Annotated in this window: 30 protein-coding genes; 18 read left to right on the plus strand and 12 right to left on the minus strand. The window is 58.9% G+C overall.

The features are described 5' to 3' along the window. Window positions 1-7 precede the first annotated feature (7 nt). Together pcaC and pcaD are read right to left on the minus strand one after the other, a co-directional pair. Window positions 8-397, minus strand: a complete 390-nt coding sequence (gene pcaC / locus HNQ72_RS16620) for a 4-carboxymuconolactone decarboxylase (RefSeq protein WP_183993363.1) — start codon at window positions 395-397, stop codon at window positions 8-10. Beyond that, window positions 394-1,203, minus strand: coding sequence for a 3-oxoadipate enol-lactonase (gene pcaD, locus HNQ72_RS16625; protein WP_183993364.1), 810 nt, complete (start codon window positions 1,201-1,203; stop codon window positions 394-396). Before pcaD ends, pcaC begins: the two co-directional genes overlap by 4 nt. 93 nt (window positions 1,204-1,296) lie before the next feature. Here pcaD and pcaQ point away from each other — a divergent pair, with 93 nt between their 5' ends. Beyond that, window positions 1,297-2,211, plus strand: a complete 915-nt coding sequence (gene pcaQ / locus HNQ72_RS16630; RefSeq protein ID WP_183993365.1) for a pca operon transcription factor PcaQ — start codon at window positions 1,297-1,299, stop codon at window positions 2,209-2,211. 20 nt (window positions 2,212-2,231) lie between these two features. Here pcaQ and HNQ72_RS16635 read toward each other — a convergent pair whose 3' ends face one another. After that, on the minus strand, window positions 2,232-2,993 hold the full coding sequence (locus HNQ72_RS16635; protein WP_183993366.1) for an IclR family transcriptional regulator domain-containing protein: 762 nt from the start codon (window positions 2,991-2,993) through the stop codon (window positions 2,232-2,234). Window positions 2,994-3,130: 137 nt separating this feature from the next. Between HNQ72_RS16635 and HNQ72_RS16640 the strand changes: the two genes are divergently transcribed. Genes HNQ72_RS16640 through pcaF form a run of 3 tightly spaced genes read left to right on the plus strand, consistent with a single transcriptional unit; the run spans window position 3,131 to window position 5,741 of the window. Next, complete coding sequence (locus HNQ72_RS16640) at window positions 3,131-3,838, plus strand: 3-oxoacid CoA-transferase subunit A (RefSeq protein WP_183993367.1); 708 nt, start codon at window positions 3,131-3,133, stop codon at window positions 3,836-3,838. Further along, window positions 3,835-4,524, plus strand: a complete 690-nt coding sequence (locus tag HNQ72_RS16645; RefSeq protein ID WP_183993368.1) for a CoA transferase subunit B — start codon at window positions 3,835-3,837, stop codon at window positions 4,522-4,524. The genes HNQ72_RS16640 and HNQ72_RS16645 overlap by 4 nt, the downstream gene beginning before the upstream one ends. Before the next feature lie 11 nt (window positions 4,525-4,535). Further along, window positions 4,536-5,741 (plus strand): 3-oxoadipyl-CoA thiolase, encoded by a 1,206-nt coding sequence (gene pcaF / locus HNQ72_RS16650; protein ID WP_183993369.1) that lies wholly within the window; start codon window positions 4,536-4,538, stop codon window positions 5,739-5,741. A gap of 40 nt (window positions 5,742-5,781) precedes the next feature. Here the strand turns inward: pcaF and HNQ72_RS16655 are convergent, their stop codons facing one another. The 6 genes from HNQ72_RS16655 to pobA all read right to left on the minus strand — a co-directional run bounded on the left by HNQ72_RS16655 (window position 5,782) and on the right by pobA (window position 11,626). Further along, window positions 5,782-6,498 (minus strand): ABC transporter ATP-binding protein, encoded by a 717-nt coding sequence (locus HNQ72_RS16655; RefSeq protein ID WP_183993370.1) that lies wholly within the window; start codon window positions 6,496-6,498, stop codon window positions 5,782-5,784. Beyond that, entirely contained in the window at window positions 6,479-7,243 is a 765-nt protein-coding gene (locus HNQ72_RS16660) for an ABC transporter ATP-binding protein (RefSeq protein WP_183993371.1), read from the minus strand. The genes HNQ72_RS16655 and HNQ72_RS16660 overlap by 20 nt, the downstream gene beginning before the upstream one ends. After that, the gene (locus HNQ72_RS16665) at window positions 7,240-8,274 is read right to left on the minus strand and encodes a branched-chain amino acid ABC transporter permease (protein WP_183993372.1); all 1,035 of its coding nucleotides are present in this window, start codon (window positions 8,272-8,274) and stop codon (window positions 7,240-7,242) included. Before HNQ72_RS16665 ends, HNQ72_RS16660 begins: the two co-directional genes overlap by 4 nt. After that, entirely contained in the window at window positions 8,271-9,134 is an 864-nt protein-coding gene (locus HNQ72_RS16670) for a branched-chain amino acid ABC transporter permease (RefSeq protein ID WP_183993373.1), read from the minus strand. Before HNQ72_RS16670 ends, HNQ72_RS16665 begins: the two co-directional genes overlap by 4 nt. A 64-nt stretch (window positions 9,135-9,198) precedes the next feature. Continuing rightward, window positions 9,199-10,371, minus strand: coding sequence for an ABC transporter substrate-binding protein (locus tag HNQ72_RS16675; protein ID WP_183993374.1), 1,173 nt, complete (start codon window positions 10,369-10,371; stop codon window positions 9,199-9,201). An 82-nt stretch (window positions 10,372-10,453) separates the two neighbouring features. Further along, window positions 10,454-11,626 (minus strand): 4-hydroxybenzoate 3-monooxygenase, encoded by a 1,173-nt coding sequence (pobA, locus tag HNQ72_RS16680; RefSeq protein WP_183993375.1) that lies wholly within the window; start codon window positions 11,624-11,626, stop codon window positions 10,454-10,456. A 112-nt stretch (window positions 11,627-11,738) separates the two neighbouring features. On the opposite strand from pobA, the gene HNQ72_RS16685 reads away from it, so the two are divergent. From HNQ72_RS16685 to HNQ72_RS16720, 8 genes are all read left to right on the plus strand, one after another. Continuing rightward, window positions 11,739-12,617: a helix-turn-helix domain-containing protein gene (locus tag HNQ72_RS16685; protein ID WP_183993376.1), complete on the plus strand. Its 879-nt coding sequence runs from the start codon at window positions 11,739-11,741 to the stop codon at window positions 12,615-12,617. A gap of 350 nt (window positions 12,618-12,967) precedes the next feature. After that, entirely contained in the window at window positions 12,968-13,402 is a 435-nt protein-coding gene (locus HNQ72_RS16690) for an acetyl-CoA carboxylase biotin carboxyl carrier protein (RefSeq protein WP_183993377.1), read from the plus strand. Then, complete coding sequence (gene accC / locus HNQ72_RS16695) at window positions 13,402-14,769, plus strand: acetyl-CoA carboxylase biotin carboxylase subunit (protein WP_183993378.1); 1,368 nt, start codon at window positions 13,402-13,404, stop codon at window positions 14,767-14,769. Before HNQ72_RS16690 ends, accC begins: the two co-directional genes overlap by 1 nt. After that, window positions 14,766-15,179 (plus strand): acetyl-CoA carboxylase, encoded by a 414-nt coding sequence (locus tag HNQ72_RS16700; RefSeq protein WP_183993379.1) that lies wholly within the window; start codon window positions 14,766-14,768, stop codon window positions 15,177-15,179. Before accC ends, HNQ72_RS16700 begins: the two co-directional genes overlap by 4 nt. Continuing rightward, entirely contained in the window at window positions 15,176-15,883 is a 708-nt protein-coding gene (gene pxpB, locus HNQ72_RS16705) for a 5-oxoprolinase subunit PxpB (RefSeq protein WP_183993380.1), read from the plus strand. The genes HNQ72_RS16700 and pxpB overlap by 4 nt, the downstream gene beginning before the upstream one ends. Further along, window positions 15,880-16,875 (plus strand): 5-oxoprolinase subunit C family protein, encoded by a 996-nt coding sequence (locus HNQ72_RS16710; protein WP_183993381.1) that lies wholly within the window; start codon window positions 15,880-15,882, stop codon window positions 16,873-16,875. Before pxpB ends, HNQ72_RS16710 begins: the two co-directional genes overlap by 4 nt. Window positions 16,876-16,886: 11 nt before the next feature. Then, the gene (locus HNQ72_RS16715) at window positions 16,887-17,654 is read left to right on the plus strand and encodes a LamB/YcsF family protein (protein ID WP_183993382.1); all 768 of its coding nucleotides are present in this window, start codon (window positions 16,887-16,889) and stop codon (window positions 17,652-17,654) included. A 55-nt stretch (window positions 17,655-17,709) separates the two neighbouring features. After that, window positions 17,710-18,912 (plus strand): pyridoxal phosphate-dependent aminotransferase, encoded by a 1,203-nt coding sequence (locus tag HNQ72_RS16720; RefSeq protein WP_183993383.1) that lies wholly within the window; start codon window positions 17,710-17,712, stop codon window positions 18,910-18,912. Window positions 18,913-18,930: 18 nt separating this feature from the next. On the opposite strand, the gene nac is transcribed toward HNQ72_RS16720, so the two are convergent. Then, window positions 18,931-19,836 (minus strand): nitrogen assimilation transcriptional regulator NAC, encoded by a 906-nt coding sequence (nac, locus tag HNQ72_RS16725; protein WP_183993384.1) that lies wholly within the window; start codon window positions 19,834-19,836, stop codon window positions 18,931-18,933. Between the two features lie 231 nt (window positions 19,837-20,067). Between nac and HNQ72_RS16730 the strand changes: the two genes are divergently transcribed. The 6 genes from HNQ72_RS16730 (at window position 20,068) to HNQ72_RS16755 (ending at window position 24,720) form a co-directional block, all read left to right on the plus strand. After that, window positions 20,068-20,841, plus strand: coding sequence for an SDR family oxidoreductase (locus HNQ72_RS16730; RefSeq protein ID WP_183993386.1), 774 nt, complete (start codon window positions 20,068-20,070; stop codon window positions 20,839-20,841). Next, window positions 20,838-21,545: an amino acid ABC transporter permease gene (locus HNQ72_RS16735; RefSeq protein ID WP_183993388.1), complete on the plus strand. Its 708-nt coding sequence runs from the start codon at window positions 20,838-20,840 to the stop codon at window positions 21,543-21,545. The genes HNQ72_RS16730 and HNQ72_RS16735 overlap by 4 nt, the downstream gene beginning before the upstream one ends. After that, the gene (locus HNQ72_RS16740; RefSeq protein WP_183993389.1) at window positions 21,542-22,300 is read left to right on the plus strand and encodes an amino acid ABC transporter permease; all 759 of its coding nucleotides are present in this window, start codon (window positions 21,542-21,544) and stop codon (window positions 22,298-22,300) included. Before HNQ72_RS16735 ends, HNQ72_RS16740 begins: the two co-directional genes overlap by 4 nt. Next, window positions 22,297-23,064 (plus strand): amino acid ABC transporter ATP-binding protein, encoded by a 768-nt coding sequence (locus tag HNQ72_RS16745; protein ID WP_183993391.1) that lies wholly within the window; start codon window positions 22,297-22,299, stop codon window positions 23,062-23,064. Before HNQ72_RS16740 ends, HNQ72_RS16745 begins: the two co-directional genes overlap by 4 nt. A gap of 36 nt (window positions 23,065-23,100) precedes the next feature. Further along, the gene (locus HNQ72_RS16750; protein ID WP_183993394.1) at window positions 23,101-23,937 is read left to right on the plus strand and encodes an ABC transporter substrate-binding protein; all 837 of its coding nucleotides are present in this window, start codon (window positions 23,101-23,103) and stop codon (window positions 23,935-23,937) included. A gap of 108 nt (window positions 23,938-24,045) precedes the next feature. Next, window positions 24,046-24,720, plus strand: coding sequence for a 4-carboxy-4-hydroxy-2-oxoadipate aldolase/oxaloacetate decarboxylase (locus tag HNQ72_RS16755; RefSeq protein WP_148144133.1), 675 nt, complete (start codon window positions 24,046-24,048; stop codon window positions 24,718-24,720). Between the two features lie 111 nt (window positions 24,721-24,831). Here HNQ72_RS16755 and HNQ72_RS16760 read toward each other — a convergent pair whose 3' ends face one another. Next, window positions 24,832-25,377: a gluconokinase gene (locus HNQ72_RS16760; protein ID WP_183993396.1), complete on the minus strand. Its 546-nt coding sequence runs from the start codon at window positions 25,375-25,377 to the stop codon at window positions 24,832-24,834. Next, window positions 25,346-26,113 (minus strand): SDR family oxidoreductase, encoded by a 768-nt coding sequence (locus HNQ72_RS16765; RefSeq protein WP_183993398.1) that lies wholly within the window; start codon window positions 26,111-26,113, stop codon window positions 25,346-25,348. The genes HNQ72_RS16760 and HNQ72_RS16765 overlap by 32 nt, the downstream gene beginning before the upstream one ends. Between the last annotated feature and the right edge of the window lie 84 nt (window positions 26,114-26,197).

Consider the following 26,197-nt stretch of genomic DNA (forward strand, 5'->3'; position numbering starts at 1 on the left):
CCGATGTCTATTCGGCGTCCATTTGTTCGTAGACGCGCTTGGCGATCTTTATGGCATGGTTTGCGGCAGGCACGCCTGCATAGATGGCGACATGCAGCAGGGCCTCACGAACATCTTCTCGCGACGCGCCGGTATTGGCTGTCGCCCGCACATGCATGGCAACTTCTTCGTCCTGGCCGAGTGCTGCCAGAAGCGCGATCGTGATGATCGATCGTTCCCGTTTGGTGAAGTTGGGACGTGACCAGACATGTCCCCAGGCGGATTCCGTGATCAGCGCCTGGAACGGCTCGTCGAATTCGGTGGAGTTGGCGATCGCTCGATCGACATGAGCATCTCCCAGCACGGAGCGTCGTGTCTCCATGCCCAAGCGGTGCCGGTCTGTCTCAACCTCTGTCATTGAGCCTCCCCTGCGGTATTGGTGGTGTTGATGAAGTTTCGGATCAGATCGCTCAAGGCTTCTGGCTGTTCGACACAGGGAATGTGGCCTGCATCCTTGATGACCTCAAAACGTGCACCGGGGATGAGTTCTGCCGTCTTCCTGACGAGATCTGGCGGCGTCGAGCCATCCTGGTCGCCGACGATGCAGAGCGTCGGCACGGCAATGTGTGCAGCCGCCTCGGTATAGTCGGCATCACGAATTGAAGCGCAGGTTGCCGCATAACCTTCGTTAGGTTGGCGTGCCAGCATGTTGCAATAGCCGCGAAAGGCGATGTTGTCCGGGTTGCGGAAAGCCGGGGTGAACCATTTTTCCATGACAGCATTGACGATGCTTGGGATGCCGTGCTCTTCAACGGCCGCGATACGCGCGTTCCACATGTCGGCAGAACCGATCTTGCTGGCGGTATCGCAGAGGATCAGCGCCTTCACCAGATCGGGTCGTGTCTGGCAGATCGCCTGCGCGATAAGCCCCCCGACGGAAAGGCCGCAGATCACGGCGTCGCGCACGTTGAGCAGATCCAGAAGGGCAGCAAGATCGGCTGCGTGATCCTCGATCGAATAAGGGGTCTTGCCGATATCGGACAGGCCATGGCCACGCTTGTCGTAGAGGATGATCGGGAATTCGCCGGCAAGGCGCACGATGACATCCCGCCAGATGCGAAAATCCGTGCCGAGCGAATTGGCGAACACTATGACCGGCCTATCAGCGGGGCCACCGATAACCTGATAATGGATCGTGACGTCGTTGACGCGCGCAAACTGCATTGAAAATCTCTCCCTGAACTATCTTGGTATATTGGCGCGGTTAGGTAAAATGACTTTTTAGGTGTTTTCTATATCCGAATGGTTATGTATCCGATGAGCGAGCCAAGCGTTAAGTTTCGTCATCTCCAAGCCTTTATCGAGGTTGCTCGTCACAAGAGCGTCGTCAAGGCAGCAGGCTTTCTGAATGTCAGCCAGCCGGCGGTTACCAAGACCATTCGGGAGCTCGAAGAGGCGCTTGGTGTCGCCCTTGTGGAGCGCGAGGGAAGGGGCATCCGGCTATCGCGCTATGGCGAAGTCTTCCTGAAACATGCTGGTGCGGCGATTGCGGCTCTTCGACAGGGCGTCGATTCAGTTTCGCACGAACGGGCCGGAGAGGCGCCGCTGATACGGATCGGTGCGCTGCCGACGGTTTCCAGCCACATCATGCCGCGAGCCGTGGATCTTTTTCTGAAGGAAAAGACCGGGAGCCGCATCAAGATCGTCACCGGCGAAAACTCGGTGCTGCTGGAACAACTGCGCTTTGGCGATCTCGATCTTGTCGTGGGCCGTCTGGCGGGGGCGGACAGAATGGCGGGATTTATCTTCGAGCATCTCTATTCCGAACAGGTCGTGTTTGCCGTTCGTACCGGCCATCCGATCCTGACGTCGGGGCATTCGCCGTTTTCCGAACTCGGCGACTATCCGATCTTGATGCCGACCACTTCGTCGATCATCCGGCCTTTCGTTGACCGCCTACTCATCGCTAACGGTATTTCAAGCCTGCCGAACCAGATCGAGACTGTTTCCGATAGCTTCGGCCGGGCGTTCTTGCTGTCGAGTGATGCCGTTTGGATCATATCGTCCGGGGTTGTGTCCCGCGATATCGGGACGGGGCTGATGCAGGCATTGCCGATCGATACAAGCGACACCCAGGGGCCTGTGGGGCTGACCATGCGAACTGACGCAATCCCCTCGATCGCGATGTCGCTTCTGATACAAACCATACGAGAAGCCGCAGGCTCCCGTTAGCTCCTCAATTTCCCGAGGCGCTACGAGAGCACGCCGCGAAGCTCGCGGCTTACCTGCTGAAGCGACGGGAGGTAGGTTTCTATCACCGAAGCCATGGGTTCACTCGAGGCGGCCAGCCCCGTGTTCAATGCTGCGACCACGATGCCGCGCGCGTTTTTCACCGGCACCGCGACGGATCTCAATCCCTGCTCTACCTCCTGGTCGACTGCGGAATAGCCTTGCGTTCGAACCCGCGCGAGTTCTGTCATGAGAGCGTCGATATCGTGGAGCGTGTGGGCGGTTCTTGGCTGAAGCGGATGGGAGTTCAGAAGTTCGAGAGCCTGAGTTTCAGGAAGTGCTGCAAGCATGACGCGCCCGAGAGATGTACAGTAAGCCGGAAGGCGCGACCCCGGCATGAGCGCAATCGACATCACCTTCCGCTGAGCCGCGCGCGCGACATAGACGATCTCCGCGCCATCCAGGATGGCAACCGACGTGCTCTGGCCGATATGTTCGGATAACTGGTCGAGCCATGGCTGGACGATGCGCGGCAGCGGCATGGATGCCAGGCAGCCGGTGCCGAGACGCAGGACACGCGGAGTGACCGTGAAGAACTTGCCGTCATATGCACAATATCCGTGTTCGGCGAGCGTCAGCAGGCAACGTCGGGTGGTTGCCCGATCCAGGCCGGAGATTTCTGCAGCTTCCGAAATGCTCAATCGAGGCGTTTCAGCGGTAAAAGCTTCGATCACGCGAAGCCCCTTCGCCAACCCGCCCATCATGTCACTCTGCTTCACATTCAAGATTATCACTCCGGATTTGTGCGATAATGCAACAAATGCATCATATCGCACAAATCCGTTGAGGTCGAGAAAGTCGAGAGGTAGGTTTCCGAAAAGCTTCGACAGAGGACGAGGCCCATCATCAAGGGAGGTGGCGGATGAACAAGACAAGCCAGAGCCTGGCGGCGGCTGTGTCCGAAATAGGCGATGGAGCGACGGTGATGATCGGCGGTTTCGGTGGCTCCGGCGCTCCGATCGAACTCATCCATGCGCTGATCTCCAGGGGTCCGAAGGACCTCACTGTCATCAACAACAATGCCGGCAATGGCCGTATCGGAATTGCGGCAATGATCGACGCGGGCATGGTCCGAAAGATGATCTGCTCGTTCCCGAAATCATCGGATCCGCGCGCCTTTACCGACAAATATCTGGCCGGAGAAATTGAACTCGAACTTGTGCCGCAAGGCACGCTCGCGGAACGGATCCGTGCCGGGGGCGCAGGCATACCGGCATTCTACACCCCGACCGCTTACGGCACCGAGCTCGCGGAAGGCAAGCCGATCAGCGAATTCGACGGTCGGCATTACGTCCAGGAGCGATGGCTGAAGGCTGACTTCGCCATCATCAAGGCCCATCTCGGCGACCGTCATGGCAATCTCACCTACAACAAGGCGGCTCGTAACTTCAATCCGCTGATGTGCATGGCGGCGGCCAGCACGATCGTTCAGGTTTCGAGGATCGTCGAGGCGGGCGAAATCGACCCCGAACATGTGGTCACGCCGGGAATTTTCGTCGATCGCGTCGTCGAGGTTTCGCAGCCTCGCCAGGAAGAGGAACTCATTCGAGCCGGAGTGACCTACGCATGACCAGCATCGCTCAAGAAGAGATCAAGCTGACCAACGCCCAGATCGCCTGGCGGGCGGCGCAGGACATCGTCGACGGAGCCTATGTCAATCTCGGTATCGGCTTTCCCGAAATGGTCGCCCGCTACCAGCCGCCCGGCCGGGAGGCGATCTTTCATACGGAAAACGGCATCCTCGATTTCGGCGAGGCACCAAAGCCTGGCGAAGAGGACTGGGACCTCATCAATGCTGGCAAAAAGGCCGTGACGCTGAAGCCGGGCGCTTCGTTCTTCCATCATGCGGACAGTTTCGCCATGGTCCGCGGCGGCCATCTCGATGTCGCGATCCTTGGGGCATTGCAGGTTGCGCAAAGCGGGGATCTGGCAAACTGGCGTGTCGGCTCGAAGGGCGTTCCGGCAGTCGGTGGCGCCATGGATCTCGTGCATGGCGCCAAACAGGTTTTCGTCATCACCGAGCATGTGACAAAGAACGGCGAACCCAAGCTCGTGGAAAAATGCACGTTTCCGCTGACCGGCGTGGCCTGTGTCACCCGCGTTTACACCAGTCACGCCGTCATCGACATCGTTGAGCGACGCTTCGTGCTGCGCGAAAAACTTGCCGCATTGAGCGTCGAAGAACTGCAGTCCATGACCGGTGCTCCGTTGCATATCGAGGGTTCGGTCGCCGATCTCATCGTTCCCGAAGTCTGAGGAGAATAGCAATGGCCGAGGCTTTTATCTGCGACTACATCCGCACCCCGATTGGTCGTTTCGGTGGCTCGCTTTCCTCCGTGAGGGCTGACGACCTCGGCGCCATACCGCTCAAGGCGCTCGTCGAGCGAAATGCCGGCATCGACTGGGAGGCGGTTGGTGATGTGATCTATGGATGCGCCAACCAGGCAGGCGAGGACAATCGCAATGTCGCGCGGATGTCTCTGCTTCTGGCGGGGCTTCCCGTGTCCGTCACGGGTACGACCATCAACCGCCTGTGCGGCTCGGGAATAGATGCCGTCATCACCGCGGCGCGCGCCATCAAGTCGGGTGAAGCGGAATTGATGATTGCGGGTGGCGTCGAAAGCATGAGCCGGGCGCCGTTCGTCATGCCCAAGGCTGACGCCGCGTTTTCGCGTAACGCCGAGATCTACGACACGACAATCGGCTGGCGCTTCGTCAATCCGCTGATGAAGAAGCTGTATGGTGTCGATTCCATGCCGGAGACCGGCGAAAATGTTGCGGAAGAATATCGGATCTCTCGCGAAGATCAGGATGCGTTTGCTTTGCGCAGTCAGAACAAGGCCGCTGCCGCCCAGGAAAACGGCCGGCTGGCACGCGAAATCACGCCAGTGACCATCCCCCAGCGCAAGGGTGAGGCGCTTGTCATCTCGAAAGACGAGCATCCGCGCGCAACCACGATCGAAGCGCTCGCCAAACTTGCTACCCCCTTCAAGAAGGAGGGCGGAACAGTGACGGCCGGCAATGCCTCCGGCGTCAACGATGGTGCCGCAGCGCTGATTATCGCTTCGGAAGCGGCTGTCAGAAAATACGGGCTGACCCCGATTGCGCGGGTTCTGGCCGGAGCGACAGCGGGTGTTCCTCCGCGTGTCATGGGCATCGGCCCGGCGCCTGCTTCCAAAAAGCTGATGGCATTGCTCGGCCTGACGCAGGATCAGTTCGATGTCATAGAACTGAACGAGGCGTTTGCCTCTCAAGGTCTCGCGACCTTGCGAGAACTCGGCATTGCCGATGACGATCCGCGCGTCAATCCGAATGGTGGGGCGATCGCGCTCGGGCATCCGCTGGGCATGTCGGGCGCCAGGATCGTCGGCACGGCGGCTCTAGAACTTTCGTCGGGCAAGGGGAGCCACGCGCTCGCAACCATGTGCATCGGCGTGGGGCAGGGTATTGCGCTCGCTCTCGGGCGCGCCTGACCGCGCCTTCGTCCAAAAATCGGCAAGACAGGGAGGCCGGTTAATGCAGGCCGCCCACGCCGAGCAAACGTTCCACCGCCTCGTGATCCTGCGAAAGCGCGGAGGGAGTGCCGTTCCAGGCGATACGGCCGCGCTCGAGCACGATGACCTCGTCGGCAAAGTCGAGAGCGCTTTGAATCCGCTGCTCGACGAGCAGGATCGTCATGTCTCCGGACGCCGCAAGTTCGGAAAATACCGCCATGAGTTCCTCGCAGATTACGGGAGCCAGGCCTTCAAGTGGCTCATCCAGTAGCAGTACCGTGGGGCGGCCGAGGATCGTGCGTGCTGTGGTCAGCATCTGTTGCTCACCGCCGGACAGCTGGCTCCCAAGGTTCCTGCGACGCTCCTTCAGTCGGGGAAACAGCGCATAGGCTTCCTCGATCGCGTCCGTCTTCCGTTTCTTCAAGCCGACAGTCAGGTTTTCCTCGACGCTGAGGCTCGGGAATATGTCTCGCGTCTGCGGCACATAACCGAGGCCTGCGTGAGCCCGCGCGGCACTGGATGTCGAACTGAGATCGATGTCTCCCATCGTTATCCGGCCATCATAACGGCGGGTCTGGCCCGCAAGCGTTGCGAAGAGCGTCGTCTTGCCCATTCCGTTGCGGCCGAGAACGGCAAGCCGATGACCGGCGGCCACAGAAAACGAGATCGATTCCAGGATACGCGTCGGGCCGTAGCCTGCGGAAAGGTTTTCGACTTTAAGCATTGAGGCCGGCATTGGCGTAGCTCCCGAGATAGGCCTCGCGGACGCGGGCATCCTTTGTCACGTCGGCGGGAAGGCCGTCGAATATGATGGTCCCGGTGGCAAGCACGATCACCCGTTTGGCAAATCGGAACACCAGGTCCATGTCGTGTTCGATCATCAATACGGCGAGATCGGCAGGGAGGTTTGCGAGCGCGTCCTCGATGCGTCCGGTGTCGCTCTGCGGAACGCCTGCGGCTGGTTCGTCGAGCAGCAGGACGCTGGGCTTCAAGGCGAGCGCTATGGCTAGTTCAAGAAGCCGTTGCTGCCCGTAGGCGATCTCGCGGACCTTTCTATGCGCCAGCGCATAAAGCCCCAGCCTTTCAAGCAGGTCATCGACTTCCTCCATCACCGCCGGACGGGTGAGAAAGTTACCATGCAGTTGCGCTGATTTGCCTGTCCTTTGGAGAACCGCGAGCCCAAGATGTTCGGCCGGTGTCATGCACTGGAAAAGCCGGGTTACCTGGAACGAGCGAACGAGACCACGCTGAACCCGGCCGGTTGGTCCGATCCGGGTGACCGGCTCGTTTCGAAGCCGCACTTCACCGGAACTCGGTTTCAGGGCGCCGGTGACGAGATTGACGAAGGTTGTCTTGCCGGCTCCGTTCGGGCCGATAAGCGCCACTCGGTCCCCTGCCATCATGGAGAGCGAGACGTCGTTTGTGACAACGAGCCCGCCGAACGCCTTTTTCAGGTTGATGACTTCAAATACCGCACTCATGGCCGCGTCTCCCCGGTCCTGTTTCTTCTTGCAGAAAGGAGATCCTGCACCGTTCCGAAAATACCCTTGGGAGCGAAAAGGACGACGACGATGAGAAGCGCACCGACCATCGTCAGCCAGTGAAACGGATTGGCGGCCGATACGAAATCCTCAAACAGCATGAAGACCAAGGTTCCAACAAGAGCGCCGAACAGCGAACCGGTTCCGCCGAGGACAAGCATGACGAGCGCCTCTGCCGATTGTGTGAACGACAGGGCGTCGAGTGCGACGACCTGGGTTGAGATGGCACTGAGCGCACCGCCTGTTCCGGCCACCGCGCCTGAAATGATGTACATTTTTATCAGGGCTTTATGCGGAGAGGCGCCGATTGCCCTTATCCGCACCGGATCCTCCTTGATGCCACGGCAGAGCATGCCGAAGGGCGAGCGGACGACGATGCGCAGCAAAGCGAATACGATCAGAAGCAGGATCACACCGAAAAAATAGGCCGTATGGCCGAAGAGATCGAACTCGTAGAGGCCAAAGAGCGGGTCGAGCACGATGCCGGAAAGTCCGTCGCTTCCGCCGGTCCAGGAAGACGCCTTGTTGGCGAATTCATGAAACAGATAGACAAGCGCGATCGACAGCACGAGCTGCGGGAGGCCGTGCGCCCGCAACATCACGATGCCACAGACAAGCCCGGCGACCGCGCCTGCGATTATCCCGCCCAGCGTCATCAGTAGCGGATCATTTATCCCATAATGTGCGGAAAGTATGCCTGCCGCATAGGCGCCCGATCCAAACAGTGCCGCCTGGCCGAGGGTTGCGACACCGCAATAACCCGTCACGAGATCGAGCGACAATACGAGAAGGGCAATCGCGATGATACGCGTGAGCAATGCGAGGTTATCGGGAAAGAGGACGTAACCAGCTGCTGCGACGATGACGATGGCCGCAACGCCGTAGAGGTCTCGGCTGATAAAGCCGGCTCGCAGGCGGTTTCTGGTCGTTTCAGCGCTGGCGGTCAAAGTGGAGTTGGTTTTCTCTGTCATTTCGCACGCCCCGCCAGGCCACGCGGAAAGACGCAGATGATCGCAATGACGGCAAGATAGAAGAAAAATTCGCCGAATTCCGGCATGAGATATCTGCCGGTCGTATCGATTGCTCCAAGAAGAAGACAGGCTGCCAATGCTCCGGGGATGGAGCCGGCGCCGCCGACAGACACCACGACCAGGAAGGTGACCATGTAACGGAGCGCATAATAGGGCTCCACCGGCAGGAATTCCGATCCGACCACTCCGCCGAATGCCGCAAGACCCACCGCCGCCGCGAAGCTCACCGCGTAGACGATTTCCGTTCGCACACCCAGCGCCGCAGCCATTGCGGCGTTGTCGACAGATGCGCGGAGCTTGATGCCGAAATTCGTCTTCTCGATCGCATACCAGAGGCCGAGCGCCACGGCGAGGCCGCAGGCAATCGCAAAGAGACGATGGACGGGGATGGTGCGGAAGCCAAGGTCGGCCGAACCCTGTAGCGCAGGTGCAAGCGGGATGGTCTTCAGCGTCGGTCCCATGACGAAGTTGGCGATGCCGATGATGCAGAAGGTTATCCCGATCGTCATCAGCACCTGCGTCAGTTCCGGCTGACCGTAGATGCGGCGATAGAGAAGACGTTCGATCGGAATGGCGATCAGGATCGTGAAAACGACCGCCGCGATCAATGCAAGTCCGTATCCGAGGGCCAGATCACGCGCGACATAGGACGCTATGTAACCGCCGATCATGGCAAAGCCGCCATGGGCGAGGTTCACGACACGCATCAGGCCCATGGTCACCGAGAGGCCGATCGATATGACGAACAGCACCATGCCATAGGCAAGTGCGTCGACAGCTATGCTGAAGACTGTCTGCATCAGAAATCCTGTTCATGAGTGGCAGGCCAAATCTGGCCTGCCGATCTGTCAAACCGTCGGCCGCTTATTTCGCGGCGGCCAGACCCGGATCGCCCTGCTTCTCGAAGGTCTGAACCTCCTTGTTGAAGTATTTGCCATCCGAACCTTTTGCCACTTCCCGCAGATAGATGTTCTGCGTGATGTGACGGCTTTCCGGATCGATGGAGACGGGGCCGCGAGGGCTTGTCCAGGCCAGTCCCTTGACGGCATCGACGGCCTTCTGGGCATCCTGCTCGCCGCCCGTCGCCTCGATCATCTTGTAGATGACATGCATGCCATCAAAGGCGCCGACGGAAGGAAAGGAAAGTTCCGCTGCGTTGCCGATCGCCTTGGTGGCAGCCTCGACGAAAGCCTTGTTTTCGGGGGAATCGTGAGAAACGGCGTAATGGAACGTCGTCTGTATTCCCAATGCGGCATCGCCCAGCGCCGGCAAATCCGATTCCTGGGTCAGGTCGCCCGGCGCATAGAACTTGGTGCCGCCCGCTTTCAGGCCGTTGTCGTTGAATGCCTTGACGAAGCCGAGCGTGGTCGGGCCGGAAGGCAGGAAGGCGAACACACCTTCGGCGCCCGAATCCTTGATACGCTGCATGATCGGGCTGAAATCGTTTGTAGAAAGCGGCATTCGTATTGCTTCCACAATCTGGCCACCGGCTGCTTCGAATGCCTTTTTGAACGCATTTTCGGCGTCGACACCCGGTCCATAGTCACTGACGACCGAAATGATCTTCTTCACGCCGGCATCGGAAGCAACCTTTGCGATCGGTGTGGAGGTCTGCCAGGTCGTGAACGAGGTTCTGACGACCAGAGGGCTGGTTTTCATGATGGCCGATGTCGCGGCGTTCATGATGACCATGGGCACGTTGCCCTGCTTGAGAATAGGCGTCACCGCCATCGCATCCGGGGTAAAGTAGAAGCCCGCAAGATACTGGACCTTTTCCTTTACGATCAGCTCCTGGCCAAGGGCCTTGGATTGGGCGGGGTCCGCTGTCGGAATGTCGCGATAGACAATCTCGACCGTATCATCGCCAATCTTGCTACCGTGAAGCGCGATATAGGCGTCTATTCCCGCCTTGAAGTTTTTGCCCTGAAGAGCAAAGGGGCCGGAGAAGGGGCCAACGACGCCAACCTTGATGACGTCGGCAGAAGCAGTTCCGCACAAAGCCATGACCGCGAATGCGGCAATTGCAGCCTTTTTCATGTTCATTCCTCCCAGTTAAAGAGGGCCCGCCTCCAACATCGTGCCCCTTGATTTGCAATGCTACCCGTTGCTGTCGTCCACGCTAAAACGGTAATCCCACGTAGTTTTCCGCCAGAGCGGTGGACGCGGCCCGGGAATGCGTCAGATAGTCGAGCTCCGCTTCCTGAATCTTCTGATCAAATTCACTTGTCTCCGGAAAGCGGTGGAGCATGGTCGTCATCCACCACGAAAAGCGTACAGCTTTCCATACCCGTGCAAGAGCTTTTTTCGAATAGGAATTCAGTCCTACCTCGGACCCTTCCAGATAATATTCGCGCAAGGCATTAAAGAGGTAGTGCACGTCGCTTGCGGCAAGGTTCAAGCCCTTGGCGCCTGTGGGCGGAACGATGTGAGCGGCATCGCCGACCAGGAACAGACGGCCAAAACGCATGGGTTCGGCCACGAAGGAGCGCAGCGGAGCGATCGATTTTTCAAACGACGGAGCGGTTACAAGAGCTTCCGCATGGGACGGCGGTAACCTGCGCCGCAGTTCATCCCAAAACCGGTCGTCGCTCCAATCTTCCGCTTTCTGATCGAGAGGGCATTGTATGTAATAGCGGCTGCGGCTTGCTGAGCGCATCGAACACAATGCGAAGCCGCGCGGGTGATTTGCATATATAAGCTCGTGGCTGACCGGTGCGACATCCGCGAGGATGCCGAGCCATCCGAACGGATAGACTTTCTCGAAGAGGTTTAATGCGGTCGCGGGAACCGACTTGCGGCTCGCGCCATGGAAGCCGTCGCAGCCAGCGATGAAATCGCAATCGATACGATGTGTTATGCCGTCTTTTCGATAAGTTACATAAGGGTCGGTTCCGGAAAAATCATGCGGCTGCACGTCGTCAGCTTCATAGACGGCATGTGCACCACTTCGTTCACGCGCATCCATCAGGTCGCGCGTGACTTCTGTCTGGCCGTAAACCATCACCCGCTTTCCGCCGGTTAGTCCGTTGAGATCTATCCGGTGATCGCGGCCGTCGAAAGCAAGATCGAAACCATCATGCGGCAGCCCTTCGGCGGCCATGCGTTCGCCGGCGCCTGCCTGATTCAGAAGATGAACAGTGCCTTCCTCAAGGACCCCGGCTCGAACGCGCCCGAGAATATAGTCCTTGCTCACCCGGTCGAGGATGAGGTTGTCGATCCCTGCTTCGGTCAGAAGCTGGCCTAGCAACAGGCCTGACGGACCTGCGCCTATAATGACGAGTTGATGCCTCAATCACGCCTCCCAACGAAATTGATAAATGCAAATTCCATGATTGGGAGTTGCGGCGAAAGAGACGCTCTGTTCTTTTAATTGTACTTTTCGAACATCGGAAGGAGCGGTCGCGATGCCACGGGTTCCCACCTATGCCCTTTATGGTGAAACGGACACCGGAGATCCGGGCTTCTGGCTGCATCATGAAACGATCCATGCCAGAAGCAGCCAGCACGACTGGGAAATCCAGCCTCACCGGCACACCGCTTACTTTCAGATCTTGCATATCGCCGCCGGAGGCGGTGACGTCCTCTTCAACGAAGAGACCCTTAGTTTGAAGCCCGGAACGGTCATAACCATTCCGCCGGGAACCAGTCATGGGTTCCGATTTTCAAAAACCGTCGTCGGCTCGGTTATCACGATCCTTTCGTCACATCTCGACCATGGACCCGGTGAGCGAAGCGTGTTTGGCCAGTGGCTGGCTCACCCCCAAAGAATTGCTCCTGAACCTCAGCTGCCGGATGCGGAAGAGGCCCTGCGTATCTTGGGGCGGATAACGGTCGAGTTTGAAGGTCGAAATCGCGGACGCAATGAAATCCTGAGAGCCTATGTCTCCGTGCTGTTGCACCTGTTGTTCCGCATCGGCTCCGATCAACAAACCTGGGCGGGCTGGTCCGGAGACACCCGAGTGGATGCCCTGATGAACCTGATCGACCAGCATTTCCGCACCCATCGGGCGTTGTCGTTCTATGCCGGGAAAATCGGGGTTTCGCCGACACATCTCAATCGCCTCGTTCATGCCTGGCATGGATGTTCGGCACATGAACTGATCGAGCGCAAGATTATCGAGGAAGCGAAGAGGCAGCTCATCTTCTCTATGACCTCTATACAGCAAATATCGTATCGGCTGGGTTTCCAAGATGCCGCTTATTTTTCTCGCTTTTTCGCTCGATGCACGGGCAAGGCACCGAAAGATTGGCGTTCATCGGAACGTGCCCGTATCGACTATTGATAGCCTCAGCGTTCAAGAAAAGAATTTGCTGGACACGGACGTTATGGCGAAGTGTGAGCCGAGCACATGGCGAGATTCACATCTTCAAGTCGACGACGACCTAAGCGGTGCGCATGATGACGATCGCTCTGCTTTTCTTCTTGGTCATTGGAGACGAGAAACTATTCGTTGAAAACTAGCGGCAACGGTCTGGTCCACATCAAGAGCAGGAGCCATTCCCGTATCATCGTTGCTCCATTGAAAGTTCGTCTGACCCCATTAGACCTTTGCCTATGTTACGACATCGGCTGTGATCCGCTGTGTCTCGATCTTTGCGGCGGCATCGATGCAGCCCAATTGTGGACCGGGGAATGGACCTTTCAAAGATAGAAAAACTCATCGCGTTTGTGGGGCGGTCCAACGTCACCGAACTGGAGGTCACGGAAAAAGGCACGACAGTCCGGATATTCCGAGATGGAGGCCGAGATAGGCCGGTCACGGAAGCCGAGAGCTCAAGCGGGACCGCCGATACAGGAGAGCTCGAAGGCGCTGCGGTTGAAGTCAACGAAAAGGCAGGCATGGTCACCGCACCGGTCTTCGGCGTGCTGCATGTCTCCCCGGCACCAGGAGATCCTCCGTTCGTGTCCGTCGGGGATGATGTTATCGAGGGGCAGACACTTTTCATCATCGAAGCAATGAAAGTGTTCAACAAGATAACTGCACCGCACGCCGGCAAGATCACGCGCCTGACGGATGTGAATGGCTCGGAGGTCGAGGTCGGTGATATGCTGGCGGAGATCGCGTGATGCCGTCACAACAGCGTTTCGACAAGGTTCTGATTGCCAATCGTGGTGAAGTTGCCTTGCGCGTGGTTCGCGCCTGCCGCGAAATGGGCCTGAAGACCGTCGTAGTCTACTCGGAAGCGGATCGGGATTCCGCCTATGTGAAAAGCGCGGATCAATCGATCTGCATCGGCCCATCGAGCGCGTCCAAAAGCTACCTGAACCAGAGCGCCATCCTGCTGGCGGCGCGCCTCACCGGTGCCGGCGCCGTTCATCCAGGTTATGGATTTCTTTCGGAAAACACCAGCTTCTCAGCGGCAGTAGAGAAGGCGGGAATGACCTTCATCGGCCCGGATGCCAGCGCCATTGCCACGATGGGAGACAAGATTGCCGCCAAGAGCGCCATGATGGCGGCTGGCGTGCCTTGTGTGCCGGGTCCAGATACAGAACTTCCATCGGAACCTGAAGCGATCCGGGCAATTGCGGCCGGGATTGGTTATCCCGTGATCGTCAAGGCTGCCGGCGGCGGTGGCGGACGCGGCATGCGCGTTGTGCTCAACGAGGCAGAACTGCAGGAAGCAGTAGCCCTGACCCGCGAAGAAGCACGTAAGGCCTTTGGAACGCCGGCGCTCTACATGGAGAAATTCCTCCAGCATCCGCGCCATATCGAAATTCAGGTCCTGTGCGATACGCATGGAAATGCGGTCTGGCTTGGCCATCGTGATTGCTCCATGCAGCGCCGTCACCAGAAGGTGGTCGAGGAGGCGCCGGCTCCGGGTATTTCCGAAACACTGATCGGCACTGTCGGCGAAGCCTGTGTCCAGGCTTGTCAGCAAATCGGCTATCGCGGTGTCGGAACGTTCGAATTCCTCTATGAGGACGGCGCTTTCTATTTCATCGAGATGAATACCCGCCTGCAGGTCGAACATCCGGTGACCGAGGAAACCAGCGGCGTCGATATCGTCCAGCAGCAATTGCGTGTGGCGCAGGGTGAGACATTGTCGATGACGCAGGTTGACGTGACCTGCGCCGGTCACGCTATCGAATGCCGCATAAATGCCGAAGACCCGAAGACTTTCATGCCCTCAGCAGGTGTTATCACGGCTCTTGAACTGCCACAGGGCGAGGGCGTTCGTGTCGATACCCATGTCGAGGCCGGTTACAAGGTCTCGCCCTATTACGACTCGCTGATCGCCAAGCTGATCGTGCATGGCCAAGACCGGGCCGATGCCATGCAGCGCACGCGGTCCGCACTGGCATCCTTCAAGCTGGAGGGCATCGCCACCAATCTGCCGCTGTTGCGCGAACTGTTTGAAGATGCAGCCTTCGCCAAGGGTGAAACGGATATCCATTATCTGGAAAAATGGTTGAAGACGCGGGGGGCAGCATGACAAAGCCGGATTTCAGCGACCCCGCAATCATCGAACGGTTGACCGCAGCCCTTGAAGCCGCTGGCGTCGATGGAATTGAAATCACCCGACCGGGCCAGAGCCTGCTGATCCGCCTTTCGAGTTCGGCCAAGGGGCCTGCGCGCCAGGTGCGTTCCGGCAAAACCGATGCAGTAGATGCTGTCGCTATCGTGAAGGCGCCTATGGCCGGTGAGTTCTGGTTGTCGGACCTGTCACGTACCGGCACGCCGGCGGCATCGACCGCGCGCGACGCGATCGGCTTCCTGCGGGTTGGCCCTATCCTGCTGCCGGTCTCCGCTGGACCGTCGAGACGCTTGGGTCGCCACTTAGTTGAACCCGGAACGATCGTCGGTTTTGGCGATCCGATTGCAGAAGTCGAGACAGAAGCATGAGCGCCTCAGTCGTCAAGATCACCCAGCCTGTCGAAGCGCTTGCGCTCGGTCGCAATGGCGTCCGCGTTTCCCCGATCGGTTCTCGCGCATTTCTTCTCGAAGCGACCGGTGAATTCGACCTTGCCTCGCAGCGGCGGATCTGGGCCCTGTCCCGCGCCGTCGAACTGTGGAGCGAGACGCTCGAGATCGTACCTGGCATGACGAACCTTCTCGTCGTTCTGAAGATGACGCCCGAAGATCCGGAACTTCTGGCGTTGCGCCTGTTGGACGCCTGGGAACAGGCCGAAAGCATCGATCTGGCGGGAAGGACAATCGAGATCACCGTAACATACGGCGGCGAGCACGCGACAGATCTTGCCGCTCTCTGCGACAGGTCGGGCCTTTCCGACCGCGAGGTTATTCGCATTCACTACGAAGGCACCTACAGGGTGTTTGCACTCGGTAGTGCGCCCGGTTTTGGTTACCTTCACGGGCTTGATCCGCGCATCTACATGCCGCGCAAGACCGTGCCATCGCTCAATATGGCGCGGGGCTGCGTCACCATTGGCGGCATGCAAACGGGTGTCGCCGTCCTGACCGGCCCCAATGGCTGGAATTCGATCGGGTTTGCCGAATTGCAGATGTTCGACCCGATGTCGGCCACACCTGCCGTGATGGCGCCGGGTGATACGGTACGTTTCGTGCCAGCGAGCATTGAGCTATGATAGAGATCATCCAGACCGGACCGTTCAACACGGTACAAGACCTTGGCCGTACCGGCTTCCGCAATATCGGCGTGACTACCAGCGGCGCCATGGATCCGCTGGCTCTCAAGGTTGGCAACAGCCTGCTCGGCAACGAAACAGGCGCGGCAGTTCTCGAAATTCAGACCTATCCGTTCAAACTGCGTTTTGCGAAGCAGACGTCTTTTGTCGTAACGGGCGCCGATTGTGGCGCATCGCTTGACGGTCGCATGGTTCAGCCGTGGTGCGCTCTGCCGATCGAAGCCGGGCAGGTACTGGAGCTCGGGCAGCCACGGGTTGGAACACGCGCCTATATCTGCATTGCCGGCGGGATTGATGTCGCTGCGGTCATGGGATCGCGCAGCACATCGCTGCGTGGCGCTTTCGGCGGCAGTGACGGACGTTTTCTGAGCACTGGCGATGTTCTTAAACTGGGTGAGGTTTCCACGGCGCTAAACTTTCCCGCAACTGGCCTTGCGGTTATCGACCCCGCCTATGCGCTTGCCTATGTCTATCCTGCCAATGAGGATGGGGTCCTTCTTGTGCGCGCCATCCCGGCCGGAGAACATGCTCTGTTTGGCGCGGATGCCGAGCGTTTCTGGATGCAGACGTGGAAGATTTCCACACAAAGCGACCGTACCGGATATCGCTTGATGGGTGAGCCGATCAAGCCGACGACGCCGGTTGAAATGCGCTCGCACGGCGTCGTGTCCGGTGTCGTTCAGGTTCCACCAAGCGGTGAACCGATCATCCAGATGGCCGATGCCAATACGGCTGGCGGTTATCCCAAGATCGCCGGCGTAATCGAGGCCGATCTCTGGCGGCTCGGGCAGGCGCGTATCGGCAGCCGTCTGCGTTTTGTCCGTGCAACACACGCTCAGGCGGCGTCCGTCGAAAAGGCAGTGGCGGCTTTCATCGATGATGTCCGCAGCACGTCGCGCATGGTTTGCGATGCATTGCAGGCCATGAAGTGAGGGAGGAAGAGATGAAGATCGATCTGAATTCCGATATGGGCGAGGGCTTTGGTCCCTACAGCCTGTGCGACGACGAGGCGATGATGAAGGTCGTGTCATCGGCCAACATTGCCTGCGGTTTTCATGGCGGCGATCCCAATACAATGGCCCGCATGGTACGCCTCGCCAAGGTCAATGGCGTCGGCATCGGCGCGCATCCCGGCCTGCCGGATCGCGCCGGTTTCGGACGCCGCGAAATCCCCTATTCAGCCGATGAACTGCGCCAGCAGATGCTCTACCAACTGGGGGCGCTTAAGGCTATTGCAGCCAGCGAAAGCCAGCGCGTTGCGCATTTCAGCTTTCACGCCGCCATGGGCAACATGGTCAACCGTGACCCGAAGCTGGCCGATCTGATGATGGATGCGATCCGCGCCGTCGATCCCGGGCTGATTATCCTTGCCATGCCGGGCAGTGAAATCGAGGCCGCCGCCAACCGAGCTTCGCTCAAAACCCTGCTGCTGTTTCTGGCCGACCGTGCCTATGACGCGCAGGGCCGCCTTGTTGCACGCGGACTGCCCGGGGCTCTGGTTAAGGATGAGCTGGCCGTGCGCGCTCGCGTGCGTCAGTTCCTCGTCGACCGCACGGTCACCACAATCGACGGCACGACCCTCGACATGCCAGCGAGATCCATTCTCGTTCATAGCGATACGCCGGGTTCGCTCGAATTGGCGCGGATCGTCCGCAGCGAAATCGAGGCCGCCGGCGGCACACTTGCTCCAGCATCAGAAGTTGCCGGCTGAAAGCCGCCGCCTGTTTTCTCTTTTCACCTAGAATTCAAAACTGGAAGACCAGACCATGCCCGCCACAGCCGACCGTTTGAAGAATGTTTCCATCTCCGCCTCTGCTGCCATGACGCAGCGCGCGCGTGAACTTGCCGCCCAGGGGATCAAGGTCGTCAGCCTATCTTCCGGCGAACCGGATTTTCCGACCCCACCGCATGCCATTGAAGCCGCTTACGCCGCAGCACTCGCGGGCGATACGAAATATCCGACCATGGACGGCACGCCGGCCATGAAGGCGGCGATCATCCGCAAGTTCAAGCGCGAGAACAACCTGACCTATGAGCCGAACCAGATCGTCGTGTCGGGCGGCGGCAAGCAGGTTATCTTCAACGCCGTATTGGCCACCTGCAATCCAGGCGATGAAGTCGTTATCCCGGCGCCATCCTGGGTCAGCTATGCAGATATCGTGAAATTTGCCGGTGGTGTCCCCGTCTCGGTGCCGTGCCCGGAAAATGCTGGTTTCAAGCTGCGTGCCGAGGATCTGGAAGCGGCGATCACACCGCGCACCAAGTGGCTTTTCCTGAACTTCCCGAACAACCCGACTGGTGCTGCCTGCTCGCGCGCCGAGATGGCGGCAATCGCCGAGGTCATGCTGCGCCACCCGCATGTCTGGATACTGACCGACGATATCTACGAACATCTCGTCTACGACGATTTCGAGTTCTGCACGATCGCCGAAGTCGAGCCGCGTCTCTATGATCGCGTGCTGACCATGAACGGCGTGTCCAAGGCTTATGCCATGACCGGCTGGCGTCTGGGGTACTGTGGCGGCCCGAAGGATCTCATTGCCGCGATCAGCAATGTCAACGGCCAGAACAGCGGTGGCACCTCGACGCTGACACAGGCAGCGGCCGTTGCAGCACTCGACGGTCCGCAGGATCTGCTGAAGGAACGCTCGTCGATCTACAAGACACGTCGGGATTACGTGCTCGGCCGTCTGGCCGAAATCGAGGGTCTGCGTGCCCATAAGCCCGAAGGTGCATTCTATATCTTCCCGAACATGTCCGAGCTGATCGGCAAGACCACCAAGGGCGGCCGCAAGATCGAGACCGATGTCGACTTTGTCATGGGTCTTGTCGAGGAGCACCATGTCGCGACCGTGCAGGGTGCAGCCTACGGCATGAGTCCATATTTCCGCATTTCCTACGCGACGAGCATGGAGATGCTGGAAGAGGGCTGCAACCGCATTGCCGAGTATTGCAAAAACATGAAGTAATCGGCCTGACTTTGACGGTCAGGTCTTCAGCCTGGCCGTCAGTTCGATCAGAATGTCCTTGACCGCCACCGCCGGCTCCGAGAGCGGTGTCTGGTCCGACACGCAGAGCGACAATGTCTCCTCGATGCGTGGCGACACGAGGCGACAAATCAGCTTTTCATTGGATTCGGCAATCAAGCGGTCGGCAATCGCCTTTGGCATGATTGTTGCCCCGAGCCCACGGTCGACAGATCGGCTGAGTGTTCGAACAATCTCGACCTCCGCGACCACTTTGAACTCGACCTTGCTGCGCGAAAACGCGGTGTCGACTGCCCGGCGCACGAAGTTATAGGCCGGTGGCATCAGGAATGGCAGGCCGTCAAGCGCAGTCACGGGAACCGGCGTGTCACTCGCTTCGATAGCGAAATCCTGATGTGCGACGAGAAAGAACTCTTCTTTCAGCAACGGTTCGAAACGCACGCCTTTGATTGGTCCGACTCCGTGGATAAGCGCCATTTCCAAACGACCGTTCATGATCATCTGGCTATAGGTCTGACCAACGCTCTCGGTGAGATGCAAGAGAATGCCAGGGTGGCGCTTTCTCGTTTCCGCCAGAAGCTCGACGGAAAGTGTCGCTGCGCTGCTGAAAGGGACAAGACCGACAGAGACGCGCCCCGCCAGTGACCGGCCGGCGGTTGCGACATCGGACTGCGCCTGCTCCATCTGCCGGAGAATTATCTGGGCGTGGCGATAGACCGCCTGACCCGCATCGGTCATCGTTACGCCCTGCTGGCTGCGGATCAGAAGCTTCTGGCCGAAGTGGTCCTCAAGCGCGGCAAGCTGCTGGCTCAGCGCCGGCTGGGCAAGATGCAGGATGTCCGCGGCACGGGTGATGCTGCCACTGTCGACGATGACGATAAAGGATTTGAGGCGCCGGATATCCATTTTGGTCGATGCTGCCTGTGTTGATAACACCTGCCCGAAAGCCTGCCACAGATCGGCGAGCAGCTTTTTAACAAGTGAAGAGAAAACCTAGCTGATTGATTTGTAACGCGCAAATCACGCCTCAAGCAACAGGCGCAGGCCTCCATAACGCTTCCTTATTAGCCCAAAACTAATCGGTCTTAGGCAAGTGAAAAAAGCTTCGCTAGTCTCATCTCAACAAAGGGGAATTCAATGCCGTTTGCCGATTACAAGACTGCTCTGGTGACTGGTGCCTCGTCGGGAATTGGTGCCGCCGTCGTCGAAAGACTGTCCCGCGAAGGACTGGAAGTGCACGCGGTCGCCCGTAGCGCCGAGCCATTGCGCGCGCTTTCCGAACGTACCGGCTGCATCGCCCACGCGGTTGACGTCACCAATCGGGAAGCGCTGGCAGAGCTGACTGGTCGTATTGCCTTCGACGTCCTTATCAACAATGCCGGCGTCGACCGCCCGAAGAAATTTCTGGAAGCGGAAGACGGCGATATCGATCTGCTGATCGACGTCAACCTGCGTGCGGTTCTGCATCTCTGCCGCATGGTCGTGCCGGGCATGGCCGAGCGGGATCGTGGTCACGTCATCAATATCTCCTCGATTGCCGGCAACTACAATTTTGGCGGAAACTCCACCTACCATGCCGTCAAGGCCGGCGTCGCAATGTTGTCGAACCAGTTGCGCATCGACACATTCGGCAAGCGTGTTCGGGTAACCGAAATCTGCCCCGGCCGTGTTGCTACCGATATCTTCAATCATGTTCACGGCAACGATCCTTCGATCCGCGAGCGTTTCATCGACGGTTTCGAACTGCCGCAGGCCTCCGATATCGCCGACGCGATCGCCTTCGCGATTGCCGCACCTGTCGCGGTCAATATCGGTCATATGGAAATCACCCCGACGCTGCAGGTCATGGGCGGTCTGCAGACGGCCAAGCCACAGACCCCTGCCGCCAGTTCCGAAGGAACCAAGCGGTGAACGGGTTCGATCTTTCGGCAATCCTGACCAACCCGGAATACATCTCGATGCTCCTGCATGGCATCGAGATGACCTTCATCATCTATATCGGTTCATGGGTGCTGGCGATGACGCTGGCCATCCTTCTGCTCGCGCTGCGCGTCTCGCCGCTGCGCATCGGCGAACCGATCGTCGCCGCCTATGTATCTTACCATCGCAACGTGCCGACGCTGGTGCAGTTGATGCTCTGGTATTTCGGCATCTTCACGCTGATGCCGCAGGGCCTGTCGGACTGGCTGGCAAACAACAATGCCGAAGCAATTTTTGCAGTCATCGGTCTCGGCCTGTGTCAGGCAGCCTATTTCAGCGAAGATCTTCGTTCGGGCCTGCGTTCGGTCAGCCCGGGACAGATGGAAGCTGCGCAGGCTTTGGGTCATGGTTATGCTTCGGCCATGCGCTTCGTGATCATGCCACAGGGCGTCCGCAATGCCTTGCCGCCTTTGATCAACCACAGTGTCTCGCTGTTCAAGAACAGCAGTCTTGCCATCGTCATCGGCGCGCCTGAACTGACCCATGCCGTCAAGGAAATCGAAAACATCAGTTTCCGCACGTTCGAAATCTACATGATCGGCACGGTGACCTACCTGTTCTTCTCACTCATCATCATGGGCATTGGAGCCTATATCGCGATGCGAGCTGATCCGGCGCGGAGGGCACGCGCATGATCCAGGATTTCATCACCATCATTCAGGATTACTGGCTGCTTCTTCTGATCGGCCAATACCCGAACGGTCCGCTCGGCGGTCTCGCCAACACGCTCATCCTCTCGGCTTTGGCCATCGCGTTTGCCTTCCCGGTGAGCATCCTGATGGCGCTCGCACGCCTGTCGAAATGGTGGTTCCTGCGCTGGCCTATGACCGCGCTGGTCTACGTCACTCGCGGCGTGCCTCTCTTGATGCTCATCCTGTGGTGCTATTTCGTCATCCCGCTCTGGACCGGCGCCGATGTGCCGAGCTTCCTGATCATGCTGGTGACGCTGGTCATCTATCAGGGCGCGTTCCTGAGTGAAGTCGTCCGTGCCGGCATCGTGTCGCTGGGGCAGGGCCAGATGGATGCGGCACGGGCTCTCGGCCACGGCTACATGGGCGCCATGCGTTTCGTCATCCTGCCGCAGGCGCTCTACAACATGATCCCGAGCATGATCTCCACCTTCGTTTCGACGATCAAGGATACGACGCTCGGTTACGTCATCAATGTGCCGGACCTGACATTTGCTGCAAGCCAGGTGAACAACCAGCTTCTCACCCAGCCCTTCCAGGTCTTCCTCATTCTCGCATTGGTCTACTACATCCTGTGCTGGAGCCTGACCTATGTCGCCAACAGCGTCGAGCGGCGGATCGCCCGCCGACGTGCCGGGCCGCGCAATGCCCGCCTTCCGGCCGAGGCCGCGCCCCTCAAAACCATTACGGAGCAGCTATGAGCACCTTAGTGTCCGAACCCCAAGCCGCCCAGGCGATCCGTATCGCCGATGTCTGCAAGAGCTACGGCGACTATCAGGTCCTGAAAAATATCAACGCCGAAGTGGCGCGGGGCGAAGTGGTGGTGATCTGCGGCCCGTCCGGCTCCGGCAAGTCGACGCTGATCCGCACCGTCAACCGGCTGGAAGAAATCAACAGCGGCGGCATCAGCTTCGAGGGGCAGGATATCCACGCGCCGATGGGGGCCAGCGAACTCAACAAGCTGCGCAGCCGTATCGGCTTCGTCTTCCAGAGTTTTAACCTCTTTCCGCACCTTTCGGTCGTCGAAAACGTGTCGATGTCGCCGATCCGGGTGAAAGGCGTGTCGCCTGCCGCTGCCCATGACAAGGCTCTCAAACTGCTTGACCGCGTTGGTCTCGCCGACAAGGCCAACTCCTATCCCGGTCAGCTTTCCGGTGGCCAGCAGCAGCGCGTGGCGATTGCCCGTGCGCTTGCCATGGAACCGCCGGTCATGCTGTTCGACGAACCGACCAGCGCGCTCGACCCGGAAATGGTCGGAGAAGTGCTGAGCGTCATGAAAAGCTTGGCCGCCGAAGGCATGACCATGCTCTGCGTGACCCATGAAATGGGTTTTGCTCGCGATGTCGCTGACCGCATCTGGTTCATCGACGCCGGCGAAATCCTCGAAACCGCTCCTCCCGAAGATTTTTTCAAGAATCCACGACATCCGCGTGCCCAGCGCTTCCTCGCTGATCTGCGGCACTGACTGCCTTCCACATAAAATAAAAATGGAGAACAGCAAATGAACTGGAAATTCGCAATTCTTGCAGCACTTGCCACCAGCACGGCTGCGGTCGCGCCGGCCAAGGCGGATCAGCTTGCCGACATCCTGTCGGCCAAGAAGCTGCGCTGCGCGACGTTTGCCGACGTGCCGCCATTCTCGGCGCCGGACCCCAAGACCCGTGAGATGGCCGGTTTCGACGTCGATCTCTGCAACGCTATCGCAAAGGAACTTGGTGTAACAGCGGAAGTGAAGCCGGTTTCGGTCGAAGCCCGCGTGCCGGAAGTCAAGCTCGGCCGCGTCGACATCACTGTCGCAAACCTCGCATACACGCAGAGCCGCGCCGAACAGATTCAGTTCAGCGATCCCTACTATCTCGCCAAGGAAATGCTGATCGTGCCGACGACGGACGAAGGCAAGGCCAAGGCTGATTATGTCGGCCAGCGTATCGCCTCGGCCAAGGGTTCGACCTCGGAAATGTCGATCAAGCTCAACAAGTCCGAGCCGCTGACCTTCCAGGATACCGCATCGGCCTATCTCGCGGTGCAGCAGGGTAAGGCCCGTGGCATGGTCGCCAACACGATGACGACGACCAAGTTCGTCAACGAGTCGAAGACCCGCGGCAAGGAAATGCGCATGATTGAGGAGCCGATGCTGTACCAGCCGATCGGTATCGGCATGCAGAAGGACCAGCCGACGCTTACCGCCAAGGTCAACGAAATCCTGCGCAAGCTGGATGCCGATGGCGAGATCAACAAGATCTGGGACAAGTGGCTCGGTCAGGGCACCGAATACAAGATGACCCGCACCGACAAGGTTGTTCCGCTTTCCGAGCTGAAGTTCGACCCGATCCCGTAATCTGAAGGGCGCATAGCGCCTTCTGATCCAAAACCAAAATCCGACAATTGCCGACGGCGGCAGCCTTGCCGCCGTACGGTTTATCTATGGCCACGAGGAGGGCCTGCAATGGTACATATCAAAGACATTCCCGAGCGTCCCTCCAAGGAGGATTTGGCTGCGATCGCGAAATTTTCGCCCGCCACCATTCACGAAGCACAGGGCCGTCGGGGTGCCTTGTCGTCGCGGCTGAAGCCGGTCGACTACCGCATGAAGCTTTGCGGCCCGGCCTTCACGGTAAAGTCCTCTCCGCGCGACAACATCATGCTGCAGCTGGCGATCAACTACGCCAAACCCGGCGACATCATCGTCGTTTCGGCGGGTGAATACGAAGAAGCTGGTTCGTTCGGCGACGTTCTCGCCAATGCCTGCCTTGCCAAGGGTATCGGCGGTCTCGTGACCGATACCGGAGTTCGTGACACGCTGCAGCTTCGCGAACTCGGTTTTCCGGTCTTTTCGCTCAGCACCTGCATCAAGGGTACCGTCAAAGAGACGATCGGCACGACCAATGACAGCATCATCGTCGGCGGCGAGATCATCAATCCGGGCGACGTGATTGTCGGTGATGCCGATGGTCTGGTTGTCGTTCGCCGCAGCGAGGTTGCCGAAGCAGCAAAACTATCCCAAGCGCGCGAAGATGCCGAAGCCGGCTTCATCGAAGCCTACAAGGCCGGCGCCTCCGTGATCGAAGTCAGCAAGCTCGAGCCGGTTCTGAAGGCCAAAGGCCTGATTGTCGACATCTGAAAAACAGAAGGGAAGCGTCGCTTGCGACAGCTTCCCTTCCATACGATCAAGATCCGCAGTGACTGCAGAAACTCAAAAGGGCGGCCTCGTGATCGCCCTTTTTTCTATTTGCTAGGCAAGTCCCTTGAGCCCCTCGATCGCCAGATCGGTGATCCTCTCCGGCGTGTTGTCGATATTGACAACGACGACACCAGCTTCCTCATCAGGCCTTTCCAGCGTTGCGAGCTGGCTTTCCAGAAGGCTGGTTGGCATGAAGTGGCCTTCGCGGCTGCCCATGCGCCGGGTCAGCAGGGCTCTGCTACCATCCAGAAACACGAAGGCAAGCTTTCCGCCTGCCGCCGTGCGCAAACGGTCGCGATAGGCTTTCTTCAGTGACGAGCACGTCAGAACGATGCCGCTTGTCGCGTGATCGGTGAGGATCTCACCGATGCGATCGAGCCAGGGCCAGCGATCATCATCGTTGAGCGGCGTACCCGCCGACATCTTGACGATGTTCGCCTGGGGGTGAAGATCGTCACCTTCCCGATAGGGGAGGGAGAGCGCTTCCGCCAGGCGGGTGCCGAGCGAACTCTTGCCGCAGCCGGCAACACCCATCACGATGATGGGGCGCTGGAGAGCCTGTGCCTCAAAGGCTGATGGTGATGCCGCCGTCGACATAAAGCGTGTGTCCATTCACGAAAGAGGAGCCCTTGCCGGACAGAAAAACGGCCGCGCCGACCAGTTCGTCGACATTGCCCCAGCGGGCAGCCGGCGTGCGCTTTTCCAGCCATGCGGAAAATTCCGGATTGTCGACCAGCGCCTGGTTGAGCGGCGTCTTGAAATAGCCGGGTGCAATGGCGTTGACCTGCAAGCCGTGCCTGGCCCAGTCGGTGGACATGCCCTTGGTGAGGTTTTTAACCGCGCCCTTGGTTGCCGTGTAGGGCGCAATGCCCGGACGGGCGAGTTCGCTCTGCACCGAGGCGATGTTGATGATCTTGCCGTGACCGCGTGTGATCATGTGACGAGCAACGGCCTGACCGACATAAAACACGCTGGAAATATTGGTGGTCAGAAGCTGCTGCCATTTGTCGGCCGGAAAGTCTTCCAGCGGCGAACGATACTGCATGCCGGCATTGTTGATGAGGATGTCGATCGCACCGATCTCTGCTTCGATCCTGTCGATGCCTGCCGCAACCGAGGCTTGGTCCGTCGCATCGAAGGCAACGGCGTGGACGGCAAAGCCGTCCGCGCTCAGCTGTTTTTGTGCGTCAGCCAGTTTCGCCTCATCGCGGCCGTTGAGAATGACTGTAGCGCCGTGCTCTGCAAGGCCGCGCGCGAGAGCCAGGCCGATACCCTGGCTGGAGCCGGTGATCAGCGCGGTTTTACCCGTCAGATCGAACAGCGGAAACGACATCAGAAATTCCTCCCGGTTCATAAGCTTCTTTGACGTTGACATAGATGTTATCGATAACATATGCAATTGAAAACCAAACTCGGG

It is taken from the genome of Aliirhizobium wenxiniae (assembly GCF_014201355.1).
Lineage (GTDB): Bacteria > Pseudomonadota > Alphaproteobacteria > Rhizobiales > Rhizobiaceae > Neorhizobium > Neorhizobium wenxiniae.